At 47.0% G+C, this 17,650-nt stretch carries 10 protein-coding genes; 9 read left to right on the top strand and 1 reads right to left on the bottom strand.

Features of this window, described 5'->3' with window-relative positions; all coding sequences use genetic code 11:
* The first annotated feature begins 4 nt into the window (after positions 1-4).
* The 4 genes from ACSR9A_RS15720 (at position 5) to ACSR9A_RS15735 (ending at position 8,416) form a co-directional block, all read left to right on the top strand.
* A complete protein-coding gene (locus ACSR9A_RS15720; protein ID WP_473758164.1) occupies positions 5-3,172 on the top strand; it encodes a glycoside hydrolase family 2 TIM barrel-domain containing protein in 3,168 nt (1,055 codons plus the stop codon).
* A gap of 29 nt (positions 3,173-3,201) precedes the next feature.
* Positions 3,202-5,874, top strand: a complete 2,673-nt coding sequence (locus tag ACSR9A_RS15725) for a family 78 glycoside hydrolase catalytic domain (protein WP_473758166.1) — start codon at positions 3,202-3,204, stop codon at positions 5,872-5,874.
* 79 nt (positions 5,875-5,953) lie between these two features.
* A complete protein-coding gene (locus tag ACSR9A_RS15730) occupies positions 5,954-7,243 on the top strand; it encodes a family 43 glycosylhydrolase (RefSeq protein WP_473758168.1) in 1,290 nt (429 codons plus the stop codon).
* A 138-nt stretch (positions 7,244-7,381) separates the two neighbouring features.
* Complete coding sequence (locus tag ACSR9A_RS15735; protein ID WP_473758169.1) at positions 7,382-8,416, top strand: TIM barrel protein; 1,035 nt, start codon at positions 7,382-7,384, stop codon at positions 8,414-8,416.
* Positions 8,417-8,514: 98 nt separating this feature from the next.
* Here the strand turns inward: ACSR9A_RS15735 and ACSR9A_RS15740 are convergent, their stop codons facing one another.
* A complete protein-coding gene (locus tag ACSR9A_RS15740; RefSeq protein WP_473758171.1) occupies positions 8,515-8,703 on the bottom strand; it encodes a hypothetical protein in 189 nt (62 codons plus the stop codon).
* 94 nt (positions 8,704-8,797) lie between these two features.
* On the opposite strand from ACSR9A_RS15740, the gene ACSR9A_RS15745 reads away from it, so the two are divergent.
* The 5 genes from ACSR9A_RS15745 to ACSR9A_RS15765 all read left to right on the top strand — a co-directional run bounded on the left by ACSR9A_RS15745 (position 8,798) and on the right by ACSR9A_RS15765 (position 17,633).
* Positions 8,798-10,018 (top strand): carbohydrate kinase family protein, encoded by a 1,221-nt coding sequence (locus tag ACSR9A_RS15745; protein WP_473758173.1) that lies wholly within the window; start codon positions 8,798-8,800, stop codon positions 10,016-10,018.
* 320 nt (positions 10,019-10,338) lie between these two features.
* Positions 10,339-12,702 (top strand): alpha-L-rhamnosidase-related protein, encoded by a 2,364-nt coding sequence (locus ACSR9A_RS15750; protein WP_473758175.1) that lies wholly within the window; start codon positions 10,339-10,341, stop codon positions 12,700-12,702.
* A gap of 529 nt (positions 12,703-13,231) precedes the next feature.
* Positions 13,232-15,535 carry a glycoside hydrolase family 95 protein gene (locus ACSR9A_RS15755; protein WP_473758176.1) on the top strand — a complete coding sequence of 768 codons (2,304 nt, stop codon included), beginning with the start codon at positions 13,232-13,234 and terminating at the stop codon, positions 15,533-15,535.
* Between the two features lie 312 nt (positions 15,536-15,847).
* Entirely contained in the window at positions 15,848-16,780 is a 933-nt protein-coding gene (locus ACSR9A_RS15760) for a carbohydrate ABC transporter permease (protein WP_473758178.1), read from the top strand.
* 16 nt (positions 16,781-16,796) lie between these two features.
* On the top strand, positions 16,797-17,633 hold the full coding sequence (locus ACSR9A_RS15765; protein ID WP_473758179.1) for a carbohydrate ABC transporter permease: 837 nt from the start codon (positions 16,797-16,799) through the stop codon (positions 17,631-17,633).
* The last annotated feature ends 17 nt before the right edge of the window (positions 17,634-17,650 follow it).

A 17,650-nucleotide genomic window follows, 5' to 3' on the forward strand; every position in this document is an offset into this window, starting at 1 on the left:
GCAAATGAATCTGTATGCGAAGCCGCACAATTTTGACTGGGAAAACCCAAATGTTCAGCAGGTTAACAGAGAAGCGATGCATTCGCCTTGGGGGGCATATGCCTCCGAAGCGGCAGCGTTTCATCGTGAGCGCTACAAGTCTCCAAATGTAAAGCTGCTTGATGGAACATGGACCTTTCACTTGGCTCCTAATCCACACAGAGTCCCTGAAGGTTTCTATAAAGATTGTTTCGAGCCTGAAGGATGGGGCACAATTCAAGTTCCGGGGTGCTGGGAGCTACAAGGTTATGGAAAACCAATCTATACGAACATTGCGTATCCGTTCGATATCGAAAATCCTCAGGATTCACGCCACCTTCGTCATCATGATCCTGCGGAATTGCTAGGTTGGTTTCTTCCGCTCTGTCCACCTTACGTACCAGAAGATAACCCAACGGGTTGTTATTTGACCGAATTTACGATCCCACATGACTGGAGCGGCAAAGAAATATTTCTGAACTTTGAGTCTGTCGAGTCGGCTTTCTATGTATGGGTGAACGGCCAATGCGTAGGATTTTCGAAGGATAGCAAACTGAGCGCCGAATTTAATGTTACGGAGTTGATACGGCAGGGAACTAATACATTGGCTCTCCAGGTGATACGTTGGTCGGATGGTACTTATCTGGAAGACCAGGACTACTGGCACCTTTCGGGCGTTCATCGATCTGTTGCTCTGATTGCCAAGCCTAAGCATCATATCCGTGATTTTAAAGTTATGGCTTTGTTAGATGATCAGTATCAGAACGGAAGCATCGTTATATACGCACACGTCAACAAATTTGGAAATTACAGCAAATACTCAGTAAGAGCCACGTTGTTTGATGCCGAAGGGAGACGAGTCATTGATCCAATGACGGCTTCTGTTGCAAATTCTACCCCTATGTATGGTTCAGTGGAGACCAGTTGGGAGCATGAGGATGGCGCTGCGCTGCTCATGACAACCATTTCAAATCCTAAATTATGGAGCGCGGAGCAGCCAAATCTATATACGCTTGTGTTGACCTTACTTGACCCAGCAGGCAATGAAATTGACTTTGAAAGCTGCAGAGTCGGATTTCGTACGATCATGCGCTCACCAGATGGTGTTATCCTTCTCAATGGCAAGCGGCTGGTTATCCGTGGCGTCAACCGCCATGAGCACCATCCGGACACGGGGAGAACGATAACTCTAGAACGGATGCGGGAAGAAATCGTGAAGATGAAGCAGTTAAACTTCAATGCTGTCCGGACGAGCCATTACCCGAATGATTCGGCATGGTACGATTTATGCGATGAATTAGGTATATATCTGGTAGATGAAGCCAATCTTGAGACACACGGGATCCAAGCTACCTTATCCAAAAATCCGGAATGGGTCGCTGCTTATTTAGACCGTGCGATTCGCATGGTTCTGCGCGACAAGAATCATCCCTCCATTCTATTCTGGTCACTTGGGAATGAATCGGGCGTAGGGCCGAATCATGCTGCCATGGCAGGGTGGATTCGTCATTATGATCCATACAGACTGGTACAATACGAGAGCGGCGATCCCGGCCCGCTAGTATCAGATATACGTGCCCCCATGTATCCAAATCTTAATTGGGTGGAAAGTGTTATGGCGGATACACGAGATCTAAGGCCTCTGATCATGTGCGAATATGCATATGCTAAAAGCAATAGTAACGGTAACTTCTATAAGTTCTGGGAGATGATCGACAAGTATCCGCGCTTTCAAGGCGGTTATATTTGGGATTGGGCCGACAAGGCTTTTCGCAAAAGAAATACGGATGGTACCTCAACGTGGTGTTATGGTGGTGACTTTGGCGAACTAGTCGTGGATTCTGTTCCCGATATGTGCATAAATGGAATCGTGTCACCGGATCTTGAACTTCATCCAAGTGCATATGAAATCAAGAAGCTGCAAGCTCCTATTGCGATTAAGGACAAGGAAGCTCTCCAAGGGAGATTCATCATTGTCAACAAATACGCCTTCACTAATTTGGATCATCTGCAGATGGATTGGGAATTTACAGAAAACGGAAAAGTCATCCAGTCAGGCTCGCTACTCCTACCGAGTATTCCCCCAGAACGGCATGAAGAGATAACAATTCCATTCAGCCAGCCGGAGCCAAAAGCAGGGTTTGAATATTATATGAATTTTTCGTTTCGTCTTCGCCATGATACGCAATGGGCGGCTGCTGGACATGAAATCTTCTGCGAGCAATTTGAGCTATCGCTTGAGGTTAGTTCTATTTTACCTAAACGTTCTCTGCAAACGGGACTGTCAGTAAAAGAAGACGGAGCGGCAATCCACGTTCAGGGCACAGGATTTGGGATTCTATTCGATAAACATGAAGCCTTGCTGAAATCCTATGTCCAGAACGGGAAACCGCTGCTACTCTCCGGGGCAAGGGAAAATTATTTCAGACCACCTACTGGTATTGATCGGGGAATGGGGAACAGTCCTTCATACGCAGTAGAATGGGAAAACTACGGATTGAACAGGATGCTTAGAGAGGTTGTATCTGTTCGATTAGTTCAACATGATCAAGGCATGGTACAGATTGAGACCGAAGCTTTCATACATGCGGAAAATAGATCGGATGGATTCTATAGCACAGTTCGTTACTCTATCTATGGTGACGGTTCAATCGAAGTGTATAACCGTGTAGACGCACACGTGCCACTTTCTCTCTTACCGCGTATAGGGCTTTTCTTCACGCTTCCCCGTACATTCGATCAGATGAAATGGTTCGGCCGTGGTCCGCATGAAAGTTATTCGGACCGTAAGCATAGCGCTGCAATAGGACTTTACAGTTCTATTGTGGATGAAAAGCTCTGCCCGTATATTGTTCCGGTCGAGTGGGGCGGCAAGGAGGAGGTCCGCTGGTTTACATTAACCGATCAAGATGGTAGCGGAATGATGTTCATTGGCTTCAAGCCGCTTCACATCGACGTTCATTGTAACAGTGTTGAGGATTATGCCGCAGCCGGCCATATCGAGGATCTACCAGAGCGTGATCGGATCTGGGTCAACGTTGACCACGTTCATAGCGGTTTGGGCGGAGATACGGGCTGGACAGCGAATATCCACAAGGAATTTCAAGTTAAACCGGGACGTTATGAGTATAGCTTTACCATTAAACCAGTCTGATAACGTGTATTCGATAAGGAGGTATTAATATGTCCAGCAGTGAAGTGGTCAATCTTCGTGTGAATTATAGAAAGAATCCATTGGGAATAGATGATATGCACCCTCGTTTGAGTTGGCAGATCATTGCGGAATCGAGGAGTTTTATACAAACGGCCTATCAGATTCAAGTAGGTAGAGATCATGAATGTGTACAGGACCTAGTATGGGACACTGGTAAAACAATGTCTACTAACAATGTGCATATTGAATATAATGGTCAGTTGTTTCAATCTAGAACCCGCTATTATTTCAAAATACGCATATGGGATAATCTGGGTGGTGTATCGGAATGGAGCGAGCCTTCATTCTGGGAGACCGCATTACTGTCGCCTTCAGAATGGGAAGCCCATTGGATTGCTCCAACCCAACAGAATGAACCCGTCGATTACATGCGGAGCGAATTTACTATTCCCAAGAAAGTGGTCTCCGCCCGAATCTATGCGACCTCTTTGGGCTTGTACCGATTGTATGTGAACGGTGTTCCTGCAGACGATACGTTGTTTAATCCCGGCTGGACTAGCTACCATAAGCGGCTCCAATATCAAACTTATGATGTTACCGATCTAATCACAGAAGGCTCCAATGCAGTAGGATGCATGTTAGGTAACGGCTGGTATAATGGGGACCTAGCTTGGGAAGGAGAAAATGAGTTTTACGGAAAAAGCCGAGCCGTTCGAATCCAACTGCATATTAAGTTGTCCGACGGCTCCGAGCATACCATTGTTTCTAACCGGGAGTGGCGCTCTACAACCGGACCGCTGCTAATGTCCGAACTATATCATGGGGAAACCTATGATGCCAGACTCAGCATAGACGGCTGGTCTGCTTGCGGTTATGAAGATGGAGAATGGGCAGGCGTGTTCCTTCCTGAGCCTCCAGTAACCTCTTTGGTCGCTCAAGAAAACGAACCTGTCCGTATTGTTGAAACTCTAAAGCCAATTCAAGTCATCACTACGCCAAAAGGTGAGACTGTCGTTGACATGGGTCAAAATATGGTGGGTTGGGTTCGATTTACTGTAAGAGCAGACGCTGGTACCGTCATTACACTGCAGCATGCGGAAGTACTGGACCGGGAAGGGAATTTCTACATCGACAATCTTCGAATGGCTAAGCAGACTATCACCTATATATGTCGTGGCGGTGAGGAGGAAATGTTCGAACCAACGTTTTCTTTTCAGGGGTTTCGCTATGTCAAAGTGATCGGATCTCCTAATGAAAGACTGCTGGAGGAAATGATTGGCTGCGTTATTCATACAGATTTGGAGCAAACGGGCAGCTTCAGATGCTCTGATGAATTGGTTAATCAACTACAGCACAATATACTCTGGGGTCAAAAAGGAAACTTTCTGGACGTCCCAACGGATTGTCCTCAACGAGACGAGAGACTTGGATGGACAGGCGATGCCCAGGTGTTTATTCGGACATCTGCTTTCAATATGAATGTCGTTCCTTTCTTTGAGAAATGGCTAAGGGATTTGGCGGCTGACCAAGAACCGGATGGAAGAGTTCCCCACGTCATTCCGGATGTTCCGGTAGCAGGTTATGGTTCGTCCGCTTGGGGCGATGCCGCCGTAATTTGTCCTTGGACCTTATACGAATGTTACGGTGACATACGCGTACTGCGACAACAGTACACGAGTATGAAAGCCTGGGTAGAGTATATTCGTTCACAAGGTGATCATGAATATCTTTGGAATACAGGGTTTCATTTCGGAGATTGGCTTGGGCTCGATGCCAAGGAAAACAGTCTTGTCGGAGCAACGCCGAAAGACTTCATAGCTACAGCATTCTACGCTTATTCAACGGAATTGTTGATGAAGGCCGCAGCGGCAATTGGTAATACAGAAGATGTGACCGTTTATAAAGACCTGCACGAGAACATTATTTCGGCATTTCGACATGAATTCGTTACTCCTAGCGGGAGGATAGCTGCTCCTACTCAAACGGCATACGTACTGGCTTTGATGTTTGACTTGTTGGAAGAAAAGGATCGCGATCGTGCAGTCAAGATGTTAGTTGATCATATTAAAGAGAACGAGATCCACTTAACGACCGGATTCGTGGGTACACCTTATCTGTGCATGGTGCTGACGCGATTCGGATACACCGATCTAGCCTATCAATTGCTACTTCAGAAAGAGTATCCCTCGTGGATTTATTCCGTTCTCCAAGGGGCGACCACGATCTGGGAGCACTGGGACGGCATCAAGAAGGATGGTACTTTCTGGCCGGAGGGGATGAATTCGTTTAACCATTACGCTTACGGATCGATTGGAGAGTGGCTCTATCGTATTGCGGGCGGAATCGATTTGGCAGAACCGGGCTACAAGAAAATACGGATTCATCCTCAATTCGGAGATGCATTTGCTTGGGTAGAGGCTTCTCTTCTCTCGGTCCAAGGTATGATATCGGTTTCTTGGAAAAAACGGGATAACGGTTTTGTTGAGATGGAAGTCAGTATTCCCGCTAATACCACCGCTGACGTTGTCATCCCTGCGAAACGATATGCCGACATACTGGAGAGTGAGCAGCAGTTGGACAGCGTGAGTGGGATTGTAAAAGCGGAACAAACTGACTACGGACATGTCCTGCTCATCGGATCGGGAAATTACCGATTTACATTCCCTGATCCAGTGGCAACCGGTAATGTCAGCTCAGAATAGAACAGCGAGTATGCTGTATTCGACGCAACGGACGACATTAAGCAAATATCGACAGAGCAAAACTTAAGGAGGTTTTACGTTGAACCCAATATTACCTGTACAGCATTTCGTTCCAGACGCTGAAGCTAGACAGTGGAAGGATGGCAGAATGTACATTTATGGATCCTATGACCTCAGCGGGGATACCTTCTGGTGCAGCAACGAATACCGCACCTTTTCATCTGAAGATTTACTTCATTGGCAGGATCACGGCCTTAGCTTCAAATCGGAAGACGTACCTTGGCATGAAGGGACAACGCCTCTACCTCTTTACGCGCCCGATTGTGTTTATAAAGACGGAAGCTATTATTTGTATTTTTGCTCTGCGGACAATAGTGAGGGAGTTGCTGTGAGCGATACTCCCCAGGGACCTTTCCGAAATGCAGTGCCTGTGGAAGGGGGACCGCACGGGGATGCGATCGATCCAGCCGCCTTTGTGGACGATGATGGTCAAGCCTATATCTTCTGGGGACAATTTAACGCTCGCTGCGCCCGATTGAATTCGGATATGAGATCAATCGACTTAGACACATTGAACACCAATTTGATCAACGAGAAGGAACATGGCTTTCACGAAGGAGCCTCCATTCGCAAACGAAATGGAATTTACTATTTGGTTTACACAGACACGAGCCGGGGAAAGGCTTCATGCCTGGGGTATGCGACCAGTACCTCCCCGCTGGGCCCTTTTACGAAAAGGGGCATCATTATTGATAACGACGGATGCGATCCGGAAACGTGGAATAACCATGGATCGATAGCGGAATTCAACGGGAGCTGGTATGTGTTCTATCATCGTTCCTCTCAAGGCAGCCGGTACAATCGACGCGCCTGCATAGAGCCGATTGCTTTCAATGAGGATGGCAGCATCAACGAAGTTGAAATGACGACTCAAGGCATTTCAGAGCCTCTAGATGCAGGAAGTCTGATGGAAGCTTGGAGGGCTTGCCTGTTATCGGGTATGGTATGCTCTGAGCCTGTTGACAACGGCCCAGAAGCAGGAGACGAGCGCTTTACGGAGCATTTGGCCTTCATAGAAAATGGTAATTGGGCGGCATATAAATATATCGATTTCGGTTCCGGGAAAACCTTGTTCGAAGCTGCGGTAGCCAGCTCTGCTTACGGTGGCGAAATTGAAATTGTGCTGGATTCTCCTGAAGGAACTTGTATCGGTCGTTGCGAGGTTAGCCGAACGGGCGGCTGGCGTGTCTGGGAGCGCGTAGCGTGCCCGATTGTACCGACTTCCGGCGTACATGCCGTTTATCTCGTCTTCAAAGGCCGTTCGGATGGAAGGCTGTTTAATTTGAAGAATTTTCAGTTCTTTGACTAAATAACACAAGTCAAAGGTATTAACGCGTGGATTTCGGTTACGTAGCCTAGCTCCATGCGTTTACAAATCAATGTTTATGGTAGCCGATCGATTATCGTGAAGAAATAATAAATAAACATATAAGGGAGTTTGAAGACGATGTCCCAATTCAAATATTCTGTCGGTCCATGGAACGTTCATAACGGAGCGGATACCTATGGTCCCGCGGTACGAAAAGAGATCGAATTTGAGGAGAAAATCAAAGCCTTCGCAGAGATGGGCTTCAGCGCGATCCAGTTTCACGACGACGATGTTGTTCCGAATATGAATGATTTATCGGAAGAAGAGATCAAATCGGAAGCCAGAAAAATGAAGGAACTACTCGACAACTATAACCTTGTTGCGGAGTTCGTAGCCCCGCGCCTCTGGATGGATCCGCATACGATCGAAGGCGGGTTCATGTCAACTTCTGAGAAAGACCGCGAATTTGCGATGTGGCGCTCATACCGCTCGATTGATATCGCAAACGAGCTTGGTTGCGATAAAATCGTCTTGTGGCTCGCAAGGGAAGGTACGCTTTGCGCGGAGAGCAAAAGTCCGGTCGAGGCGACCAAGCAGTTGATCGAAGCGATCAATGGCATGCTGACCTACGATAAGAATATTAAAGTGCTGATCGAGCCAAAGCCGAATGAACCGATCGACCGCAGCATTTGCGGAACAATGGGCCATGTGCTTGCCGTATCGGCCGCGACGATCGATCCTTCCCGTGTCGGAGGGCTGATGGAATCCGCACATGCCGTGTTGGCTGGATTGGATCCGTCTCATGAGATGGGCTTCGCGATGGCCATGGATAAGCTATGGGGCGTACACTTGAATGATCAGAATGGAATGAAGTTTGATCAGGATAAGAGCTTCGGGGTGGAAAATCTTCGTCAAGCCTTCAATCAAATTAAAGTACTGAAAGAAAATAATTACGGAGCGTGCGGTGAATATGTGGGGCTTGATGTAAAAGCCATGCGTACGACCGTGGATAAGGATAGCTATTCACATCTGGAGAACAGCTTGAAAATTGTAAAGGCGTTGGAGGAGAAGGTCAATCGGTTTGATTACGAGTATCAGAAGAAATGCGTGGAAAAGAGAGACTTCGAAGCCCTTGAAATGTATGTGATGAATCTGCTTATGGGTATCGAATAGGAGTTAACACTACAACGCGCGCTGGAAACGGCGCGCAAGGGAATATCTAGCGGACAGCTCGAACATGCACGCATCAATAAGCTTCTGCTTGTGCTCAGTCAGCAAATGAAAGCATGCTTGGATATAGGGTAGCTCTCTTTTTTGGAAACAACCGATAACTCGCCCTCTAGCAGCAAGCAGATTTCGAAATCATGATGCATGTGCGAATTGCGGTAGGATAAATCGATTAAAAACGGGTTTAAATAATTGATCTGCGGGTGCTTTATGATTTCATATTGATCGTTCATTAATCATGATCCTCCGTCACAAACGCACAGTTAACTCACAGTGTAGCATTTTCTACTAATCAAGTCATGTTATGTTTCAATGGAGGAATGCGAATTGTCTCGTTTTATTGCACCTTACCGCGTAATCGTTGGCGGCCATGTATGCCTGGACATCATTCCCGCGGTTCACGGCGGTGATTTCAAGATGGTTCCAGGCAAGCTTATCGAAGTTGGCCAAGCCGTTGTTGCTACTGGAGGTGCCGTTGCGAATACCGGTATCGCCTTGCATCGACTAGGCGTTCCCGTTCAATTGATGGGCAAAATCGGGGATGATATTCTAGGTGAGGCAATTCTGGGGATTTTCCGCAAGGAAAACCAAGATCTGACGGGAGGCATGATTATCGCTGAGGGCGAGTCTACCTCGTATTCCATCGTACTCAGCCCGCCGAATAGGGATCGCATGTTTCTTCATTGCACTGGAGCGAACGACACATTCAACTCTGGCAATGTAACAGTGGAAGCGCTTGCTAATGCAGGCTTGTTTCATTTTGGGTATCCACCTCTTATGCAGCAAATGTATGCAAACGATGGTTCGGAATTAAGTCTCATGATGCGGAAAGTTAAGGAGGCTGGGCTGACAACGTCTCTTGATCTAGCCAAGCCTGATCCAAACTCGGCAGCCGGACAGTTGAACTGGTGCAGGATCTTGACTGAGGTGTTACCTCATGTGGATCTATTCCTTCCGAGTATCGAGGAGATTCTGTTCATGCTGAGAAGACAACGTTATGAAGAGATGCTGCATGAATACGGCACGGAGGGGCTAGTCAGTCATATTGACACACAGCTCTTGGAAGAGATTTCGACGGAGCTGCTGAACATGGGGACAGGAGTTGTTATCTTAAAGCTTGGGGAGTTTGGCCTATATATGAGAACGACTTCTCATGTATCACGTCTGGGAAATATGGGACTATACGGCCCAGTGAACCAGGAAATATGGTTGGATCGAGAGCTATATATCCCTTGCTTCCAAGTTGATGTCGCCGGCACAACCGGGGCTGGAGACTGTACGATTGCAGGCTTTCTGGCAGGCATCATCCAAGGGCTGCGCCCAGAAGAATCGTTAATCGGCGCAGTAGCCACCGGGGCGCATAACGTTGAACAGCCAGATGCTACTAGCGGCATTCCTCCTTGGAGAAAGGTTATGGAACGAATCGAAGCCGGATGGCCACAGCATGGGCCTAAGCCGTATCTTACTGATTTTGTTTCTTCTAAAATGGACGAAGCCTTTGTTTTTTTGGGGCCAAATGACGGGCTGGCCTCTGTCACTAGAAGATAGGGGTAGCATGATGCGTAAACCATGTTTGAACCGGATGTTTAGTGAACAGGGAAAGCGCTTCGATGTTGCCATCACAGCTTCTTTAATGAATATTCATTCCTGTACAGCATACATGAAGGGCAAACCAAAAAAACTAAAAGAAATTGTAGGTTTTTCGAGTATTAATACAAGTCTGGTATCGGTATATTAGATATCTGATATTCCAACGGCAGAGAAGTTGACGGGAATTGAAAAAAATGTAGTCTCCCTATAATTTAGCAATAAAGGAGATGAACGAGATGCTACATTCTGCAAAGTGCAAACTTAATGGAGCTTTTTGGTTGAGCCCGCCGAGGGAAGCCTTCGAACTGAAGGGTCTTATCCCGGATGATAAAAAAAATCGTTTTTTTTATTATCGACTTGCCGTTAAGTTAAATGAGCCAGCTTCTTTACAGCTGTCTATTAGTGCGAATACCCGTTATCGGCTATGGATTAACGGAGAGGCCATCGGATCCGGTCCACTGAAGGGTGACCGTTGGAGGCATTACTATGAAACGCTGGATGTCAGCTCCTTCCTGCGCGTGGGAATTAATGTATTTGCCGTACAGGTATGGTCTCTTAATACCTATCTGGTCAACGATCCAACGAAGCCAGATCAACCACTTTACTCCATGACATCGCTGCCGATTGGTCCTAGACTGGCTGTTAGTGGGACGTGCCTTAATGCACACGGTGACCCATTAGCGGATCTCGGGACTGGTACTGGTGATTGGCGCGTAATGGTAGATGATGCGGTTGAGTTCTATTCCGACGACACATATACAATCTTTCTAGGTGCTATCGCAGAACGTGTGAATGCGAAGGAGATCCCAGAAGGTTGGAAGATATTGAATGAGCCTGGTGGGACGTGGCATGGGGCGGAGAAAGGCGATCCCTGTCTAGGTAAGGACGATGCTTATCCATATTACATTATCCCACAGTTGCCTCTTGTTGAGAGGCCAGTTCCGTTGTTGTATGAGATGAAGCGGAGTTTCCTACGCGAAATGCCGATTCGCAAAGACGATCTGCAGCCATTCAGCTTCTCGGACGCTGCCTCGATGGATGAATGGGCGGAAATTCCACCTTATAGCTGCGCCGTCGTCGAGTTGGATGCGGGCGAATTAACTACAGGCTACCTATCTTACCCCTTAGAGCAAGGCGAAGGCGTACGTATTAAGTTCCGCTACGCCGAACGGTATTTCCAGCGCGGCAACGAGAAAGCGAACACTGTGCGGGATGACGCAGAGAACGGAGTTCTCCTGGGGATGGAAGATATTTATTATGCAATCGGCAGAACCGAAACATATGAGCCTTTCTGGTTGAGGACGTTTCGGTTCATCAGAATCGAAGTGCAGACGAAAGATCAGCCTCTGCGGATCCGGCGCCCTTTGTACAGGGAGAGTGCGTATCCGCTTATGCCGCAAACTTCCATTAATTCGCCGGTTCCTTGGGTAGGTTCTTTATGGAACATTAGTATGCGGACGCTGCAGCTCTGCATGCACGAGACGTATGAGGATTGTCCTTATTACGAGCAGATGCAGTTCATAATGGATACAAGGCTCCAGGCTTTGTTTACTTACAGCGTTGGGGGAGATATGGGCTTGGTTCGAAAAGCGCTGGACGATTTTCACAGCTCGCTTCTTCCTGAAGGAATTACGCAAAATCGGTTCCCTAGCGCGATGGTGCAGGTCATCCCATCGTTTTCATTACATTACATCTATATGCTGCACGATTATTACTGGCATACTGGCGATACGGACCTGATCAGAAGATACCGGCCCACGATCGATGCCATCTTGGATTGGTTTGATCGTAAGATCGGCGACACAGGTTTGGTTGAAAGGATCGGCTTTTGGGAATATATCGATTGGGTTGACACGTGGGAAGGGGGAGTACCGACCGCGGGCAGAGAAGGGCCTGCTGCCATCCATAATCTAATGTATGCTAGTGCACTGCAGACGGCAGCGAAGATGAATGCAGTGACGGGACGTGTCCAAGTCGCGGAGGAATACGAAGCGCGTGCAGCACGGATTGTTGCCCAGATCGACCTGCTATGCTGGTCGGAGGAGCGAGGCATGTACCGTGAAGGACCAGCATTTGAGCAATACAGCCAGCATGCGCAGCTATGGGCGGTTTTATCAGGACTTTGCGAAGGAGACAAAGCGAAGCAGGTGCTAAATCGGGCGCTCGACGATCCGCAAGTGCTGCAGTGTTCGTTCTCCATGGCATTCTATCTATTCCGAGCACTGGAGAAAGCAGGGCTCTATGAACGGACTGGCAATTTGTTATACCAATGGGTAGAGATGCTGCCGCTTAACCTAACCACCCTTCCAGAAACGCCTACCGAACCCAGAAGCGACTGCCATGCATGGAGTGCCCTGCCCTTGTACGAGCTAACACATTGCATACTTGGTCTAAAAAGCAAACAGCCTGGATGGCATGAGCTAGTAATAGAGCCCCATACACTCGATCTTCCCGAGATGAGCGGCGAAGTATTGACGCCTGTTGGTAATGTATCCATCGTTTGGAGCCGGACGGACACTTCATTTACCATTTCCGGCATCGTCCCGGACGAGATACCGTTCACTGTACGATGGGGTGGAAGTATCGATAACCGCTACGAGAACGGCGGTGCCTTTCACGAGTTCGTGGATTTAACGCTTTAGGCGGGTATTTCTGCGAATAGGTAGTGCAGTAACGGAAAACATCGTTCAATGTTTCCTTGGGCACTAGCAGGTGCGTTAAGGTTCCAGCGGCATTCTTTTTCCTAGTACTGATCAGTATCTATTTATTATGGAACAGCTTAGACTGATATAGCGTTCTAAAGTACAGTATTTATTTTTCTAAACAGAGAGCGCTAATTTGCAAAAAAACATATATGAGACTTAAATATGCCCTGATACGATCAAGAACGTTGATCGATCAGGGTTTTTCGCGTTTAGGTTCAGTGCACATACAAGAGGATAGAATTGTTCATACAAAAGTTAATTTTATACATTCTTTGTTTATGAAGCTTAACTTAGAATGAAAGAGTCTTATTGATGGGGATTAAACATTGGGAACGTCACACCATATCGCACACTCATTTAAGGATTGAATAGGCTGTACATATCGGAAAAGAGAGATTAATACACGGTAACAAGTGTAAATTACAAGCTTATTTCTATACGGTTTATCTTTATAATGTTTACATACATGACCAGAGACAATGACAATGACAAGGGAGGGATTTTGTTGAATAACGAACAAAAGAATAAATTGTGGTATAAAGAGCCAGCCTCAGAGTGGAATGAGGCACTTCCTATTGGGAATGGTCGATTGGGTGCGATGATCTTCGGCGGCATATATGAAGAGAAGCTTCAGCTAAATGAGGATACGGTATGGTACGGCGGACCGCGGGATAGAAATAATGAAGATGCTCTTCCTCATTTGCCGCAGCTGCGTGAGCTGCTGATGCAAGGACGGCTGAAGGAAGCTGAGGAGCTTGCAGCACTAACAATGCCGGGTCTGCCTGAAGCCCAGCGGCATTATTTGCCGCTCGGTGACCTGCTTCTTACTATGGGAGGACATGACCAAGAGGCTGCGGATTACCGGCGGGAGCTGGATCTGTCTGACGGAGTGGCCCGCGTCAGTTATCGTTTAGGTGATATAAGCTGCACCCGGGAGCTGTTCGCCAGCCATCCCGACCAGACGATTGTGCTGCGGTATACGGCCGATAAACCAGGAGCTATATCACTGAAGGCCCGATTCAACCGCAATCGGTGGAAGTATATGGAGAAGACAGAAAAATGGGGTCATGATGGACTGGTCATGAGAGGCGAGTGCGGAGGTGAAGGGGGAAGTCAGTTCCGAGTGGTGCTTAAGGCTGTCCTTGAAGGGGGAAGCTGCCGGACGGTTGGTGAACATCTCCTTATCGAGAAGGCGGACAGTGTAACTCTCTTGCTGATGGCAGCGACTACCTTTCGTTACAACGACCCCGAGACACACTGCAAATCACAGCTGAGCACATTGGAGAAGCTGTCCTATAATGAATTACTCGTGCGGCACACTCAGGATTACAGAGCCCTATACAATCGGGTGGAGCTAAAGCTCCCGGGTAATGATGGGGCAATGGAGCAGTTGCCAACTGATGAAAGGCTAAGCAGGATCAAAGAAGGGAAGATGGATAATGGTTTAGTCGCCCTGTACTTTCAGTATGGGCGCTATCTGCTCATTTCCTCCAGTCGTCCGGGTTCTTTGCCTGCCAATTTGCAGGGCATCTGGAATGACAGTTTTCTGCCGCCATGGGACAGTAAATTTACGATCAACATTAACACTCAGATGAACTACTGGCTGGCGGAAAATTGTAATTTAGCGGATTGTCACGAGCCATTATTTGAGCTGATTGAGCGGATGAGAGAGCCTGGCCGCCGCACAGCTAGAGTCATGTATGACTGCCGTGGCTTTACAGCTCATCATAATACAGACATTTGGGCGGATACTGCCCCGCAGGATACTTATTTACCGGCTTCCTTCTGGCCGATGGGTGCAGCATGGCTCTGCCTGCATCTCTGGGAGCATTATCGTTTTGGAAAGGACCGGCTCTTTCTGGAACAGGCTTATGAGACCATGAAGGAGGCGGCAGAGTTTTTACTGGATTATTTAATAGAAGATACAGAAGGAAGACTGGTCACCTGTCCTTCTGTATCTCCTGAGAACCGTTATACTCTTCCCGGAGGGGAGAGCGGTGTACTCTGTGTAGGTGCCTCTATGGATTTTCAAATCATTAGAGCGTTGTTCGGCGCTTGCATAACAAGCTGTGAAATTCTGAACCGGGATCAGCCGTTCGCTGAAGAGCTTGCCGAGACGCTGGAACGGCTGCCGAAGCCACAGATCGGCCAATATGGACAGGTTCAGGAGTGGATGGAGGATTATGAGGAGCCGGAACCGGGTCACCGACATATTTCCCATCTGTTTGCCCTCTATCCTGGCGACGAGTTTAACCTGGAGCAGACGCCAGAGCTTGCGGCTGCATCCCGTGTAACACTGGAGCGCAGGCTAAGCGCTGGAGGAGGGCATACGGGATGGAGCCGTGCCTGGATCATTAATTTTTGGGCACGTCTTCAGGATGGGGAGAAAGCCTTCTCCAATGTGTTAGCGTTATTAGATCATTCGACATTGCCTAATTTGTTCGACAATCATCCGCCGTTTCAAATAGACGGTAATTTTGGTGGAGCTGCAGGTATCGTCGAGATGCTTTTGCAAAGTCATACGGAAGAAATTCTGCTCCTGCCAGCACTGCCGGCAGCCTGGGATAGTGGATTCGTCCGCGGTCTTAGAGCGCGTGGAGGATTTACTGTAAGCTTGCAGTGGTCGGAATTGAAGATAGTAGAGGCAAGGGTAGAGTGTACAACAGCTGGACTATGCAAAATAAGCGGGCCGGGCCTCGCAAGGGTGGAATTTATGGCTGAAGCAGGACAGACCTATTCCTTCTCCTCGGATGAGGAAATTAATTTATAGTTTTATATATAATCTCAAACTTTTATAATCAGTAAGCCAAACAGCGATTTCTCAAATATAGAGAAAGGATGTGACTTTTCGATCCTTTCTCTATATTTCTACGCGAAACGGCAGCTTTGCCGCCAGAGGACGGCGACTGCCGTTTACGCTTGTGTAGGAGGGAATCGTTGTTTGGCTTTTTTGTATGCATGGGATCTTTGTGGGATAAGAAATTATACACGACAAAAAGGTGTAAATTACAAGCAGTCACCCGCGCTATATATTCCTATAATGATTCTAGGCTAATAACAACAATCAGGAGGTAGGATCAAGATGTCCATGGCGATCAAACGAAATACAGATCGACCTCAGAGGAAATGGTGGAATCAGCGCCGGAAAGAGGGCGTTATCGGGTGGATCTTTCTAGCACCGGAAGCGATAGGCATTATTATTTTGGCTATCTTCCCGCTTATCTTTTCGTTATTTCTTAGCTTTACTGACTGGAATCTGGTGAGCGGATTTGAGGGGATGAGATGGGTCGGGTTTGATAATTTCACACGATTGGCGGAGGATTCTAAATTTATAAAGGCGCTTCAAAATAATATCTTTTTTACGGCTATAACAGTTCCCGTTGGTCTAATAGCAGCAATGATTATGGCTGTTATTATTCATACCAAGGTCTATGCCAAGGATTTATTTAAAGTGTTGTTTTTTATTCCTTATATCTGCTCTACCGTAGCGGTTGCCGCCGTGTGGGCAGCCTTGTACCATCCGTCAAGCGGGCCGATCAATCGCTTTTTGATGCAAATAGGCCTGGAGCATCCGCCGAAATGGCTGGTGGACTCCCATTACGCGATTATAGCCATTATGGTCATTGCGATCTGGCAGGCACTCGGATACCAGATGATTATTTTTATGGCGGGCTTGACTCAAATTTCGGAGGATCTATATGAAGCAGCCGACATAGACGGAGCAAACGGAGTCCAGAAATTTTGGTTTATTACGATGCCTCTATTAGCGCCAACCACGTTATTCCTGACCATTACAACGATAATAAGCTCCTTTAAAGTGTTTGATCTGATTAAGTTTTTAACCGATGGTGGACCAAACGATGCATCAACTGTAATTGTATACCGGATCTATGAAGAAGGTTTCATTAACTTTAATATGGGATATGCTTCAGCCATGTCATGGATTCTTTTTTTACTCGTGATTTTGGTGACTTCCGTAACATGGATTTTTCAAGCGAAAGAAAAAAAATCTTAAAAGAGGGGGTGAACGAATGAAGGCTAGGAAATGGGATTGGAGCCGTATAATCGTAACTGTTGTGCTTGGCGGTTTGTCTATCTTCTTTATTGTTCCGCTGGTATGGATGCTCTCTGCCTCCGCCAAATTTGAACGTGATGTCATGGTATACCCTATTCAATGGATTCCAACGGACTGGAATTGGTTCAGTAATTTTCATAAGGTGTGGCTTGAGAATGTGCCATTCGGTCTGTTTTATTGGAATTCCCTGAAGCTTGCTGTTATTGCTACCGTATTTACCCTACTTTTTTCGTCCATGGCCGCTTTCTCTTTTGCAAAATTAAGAGCACCCGGGAAAGGCCTGATGTTTGGAATGATGATGTCCTTTATGATTATTCCTGAACAAGCGACACTGGTCCCCAGATTTATTATGATAAAATGGATGGGTTTATATAATACGCATACGGGCATTATCGTCATGCTGATGTTTTCCATGTACTTTACGTTCTTAATGCGGCAGTTTATGGTAGGTGTTCACAATGAATTTATTGAATCAGCCAAAATTGACGGTGCAGGCTATGTTCGGATTTATGCCCAAATTTTATTGCCTCTTAGCAAACCTATATTGGCCACAGCAGGAATTATTAAGTTTATCTGGACCTGGAATGATTATCAGAACCCGTTGATCTTTCTATTTACCAAGGAGCTATATCCATTGCCGCTAGGGATTCAGTTCTTCCGTCAGGAATATTCAAACAACGTTTCACTAATGATGATGGCTGCAGTTTCGGCGATTATTCCGCTGATTATTGTGTTTATTGCCCTGCAAAAACAAGTGATTAACGGCATTACAGTCGGCGGTGTAAAAGGATAGCAGAACAGGATGTAATG

The organism is Paenibacillus sp. R-74696 (genome assembly GCF_055814915.1).

Bases quoted from the DNA above. Each gene is read 5' to 3' on its own strand.
- ACSR9A_RS15720 (WP_473758164.1), top strand. From the start codon at position 5: ATGAATCTGTATGCGAAGCCGCACAATTTTGACTGGGAAAACCCAAAT.
- ACSR9A_RS15760 (WP_473758178.1), top strand. From the start codon at position 15,848: ATGTCCATGGCGATCAAACGAAATACAGATCGACCTCAGAGGAAATGG.
- ACSR9A_RS15735 (WP_473758169.1), top strand. From the start codon at position 7,382: ATGTCCCAATTCAAATATTCTGTCGGTCCATGGAACGTTCATAACGGA.
- ACSR9A_RS15765 (WP_473758179.1), top strand. From the start codon at position 16,797: ATGAAGGCTAGGAAATGGGATTGGAGCCGTATAATCGTAACTGTTGTG.
- ACSR9A_RS15740 (WP_473758171.1), bottom strand. From the start codon at position 8,703: ATGAACGATCAATATGAAATCATAAAGCACCCGCAGATCAATTATTTA.
- ACSR9A_RS15725 (WP_473758166.1), top strand. From the start codon at position 3,202: ATGTCCAGCAGTGAAGTGGTCAATCTTCGTGTGAATTATAGAAAGAAT.
- ACSR9A_RS15755 (WP_473758176.1), top strand. From the start codon at position 13,232: ATGACCAGAGACAATGACAATGACAAGGGAGGGATTTTGTTGAATAAC.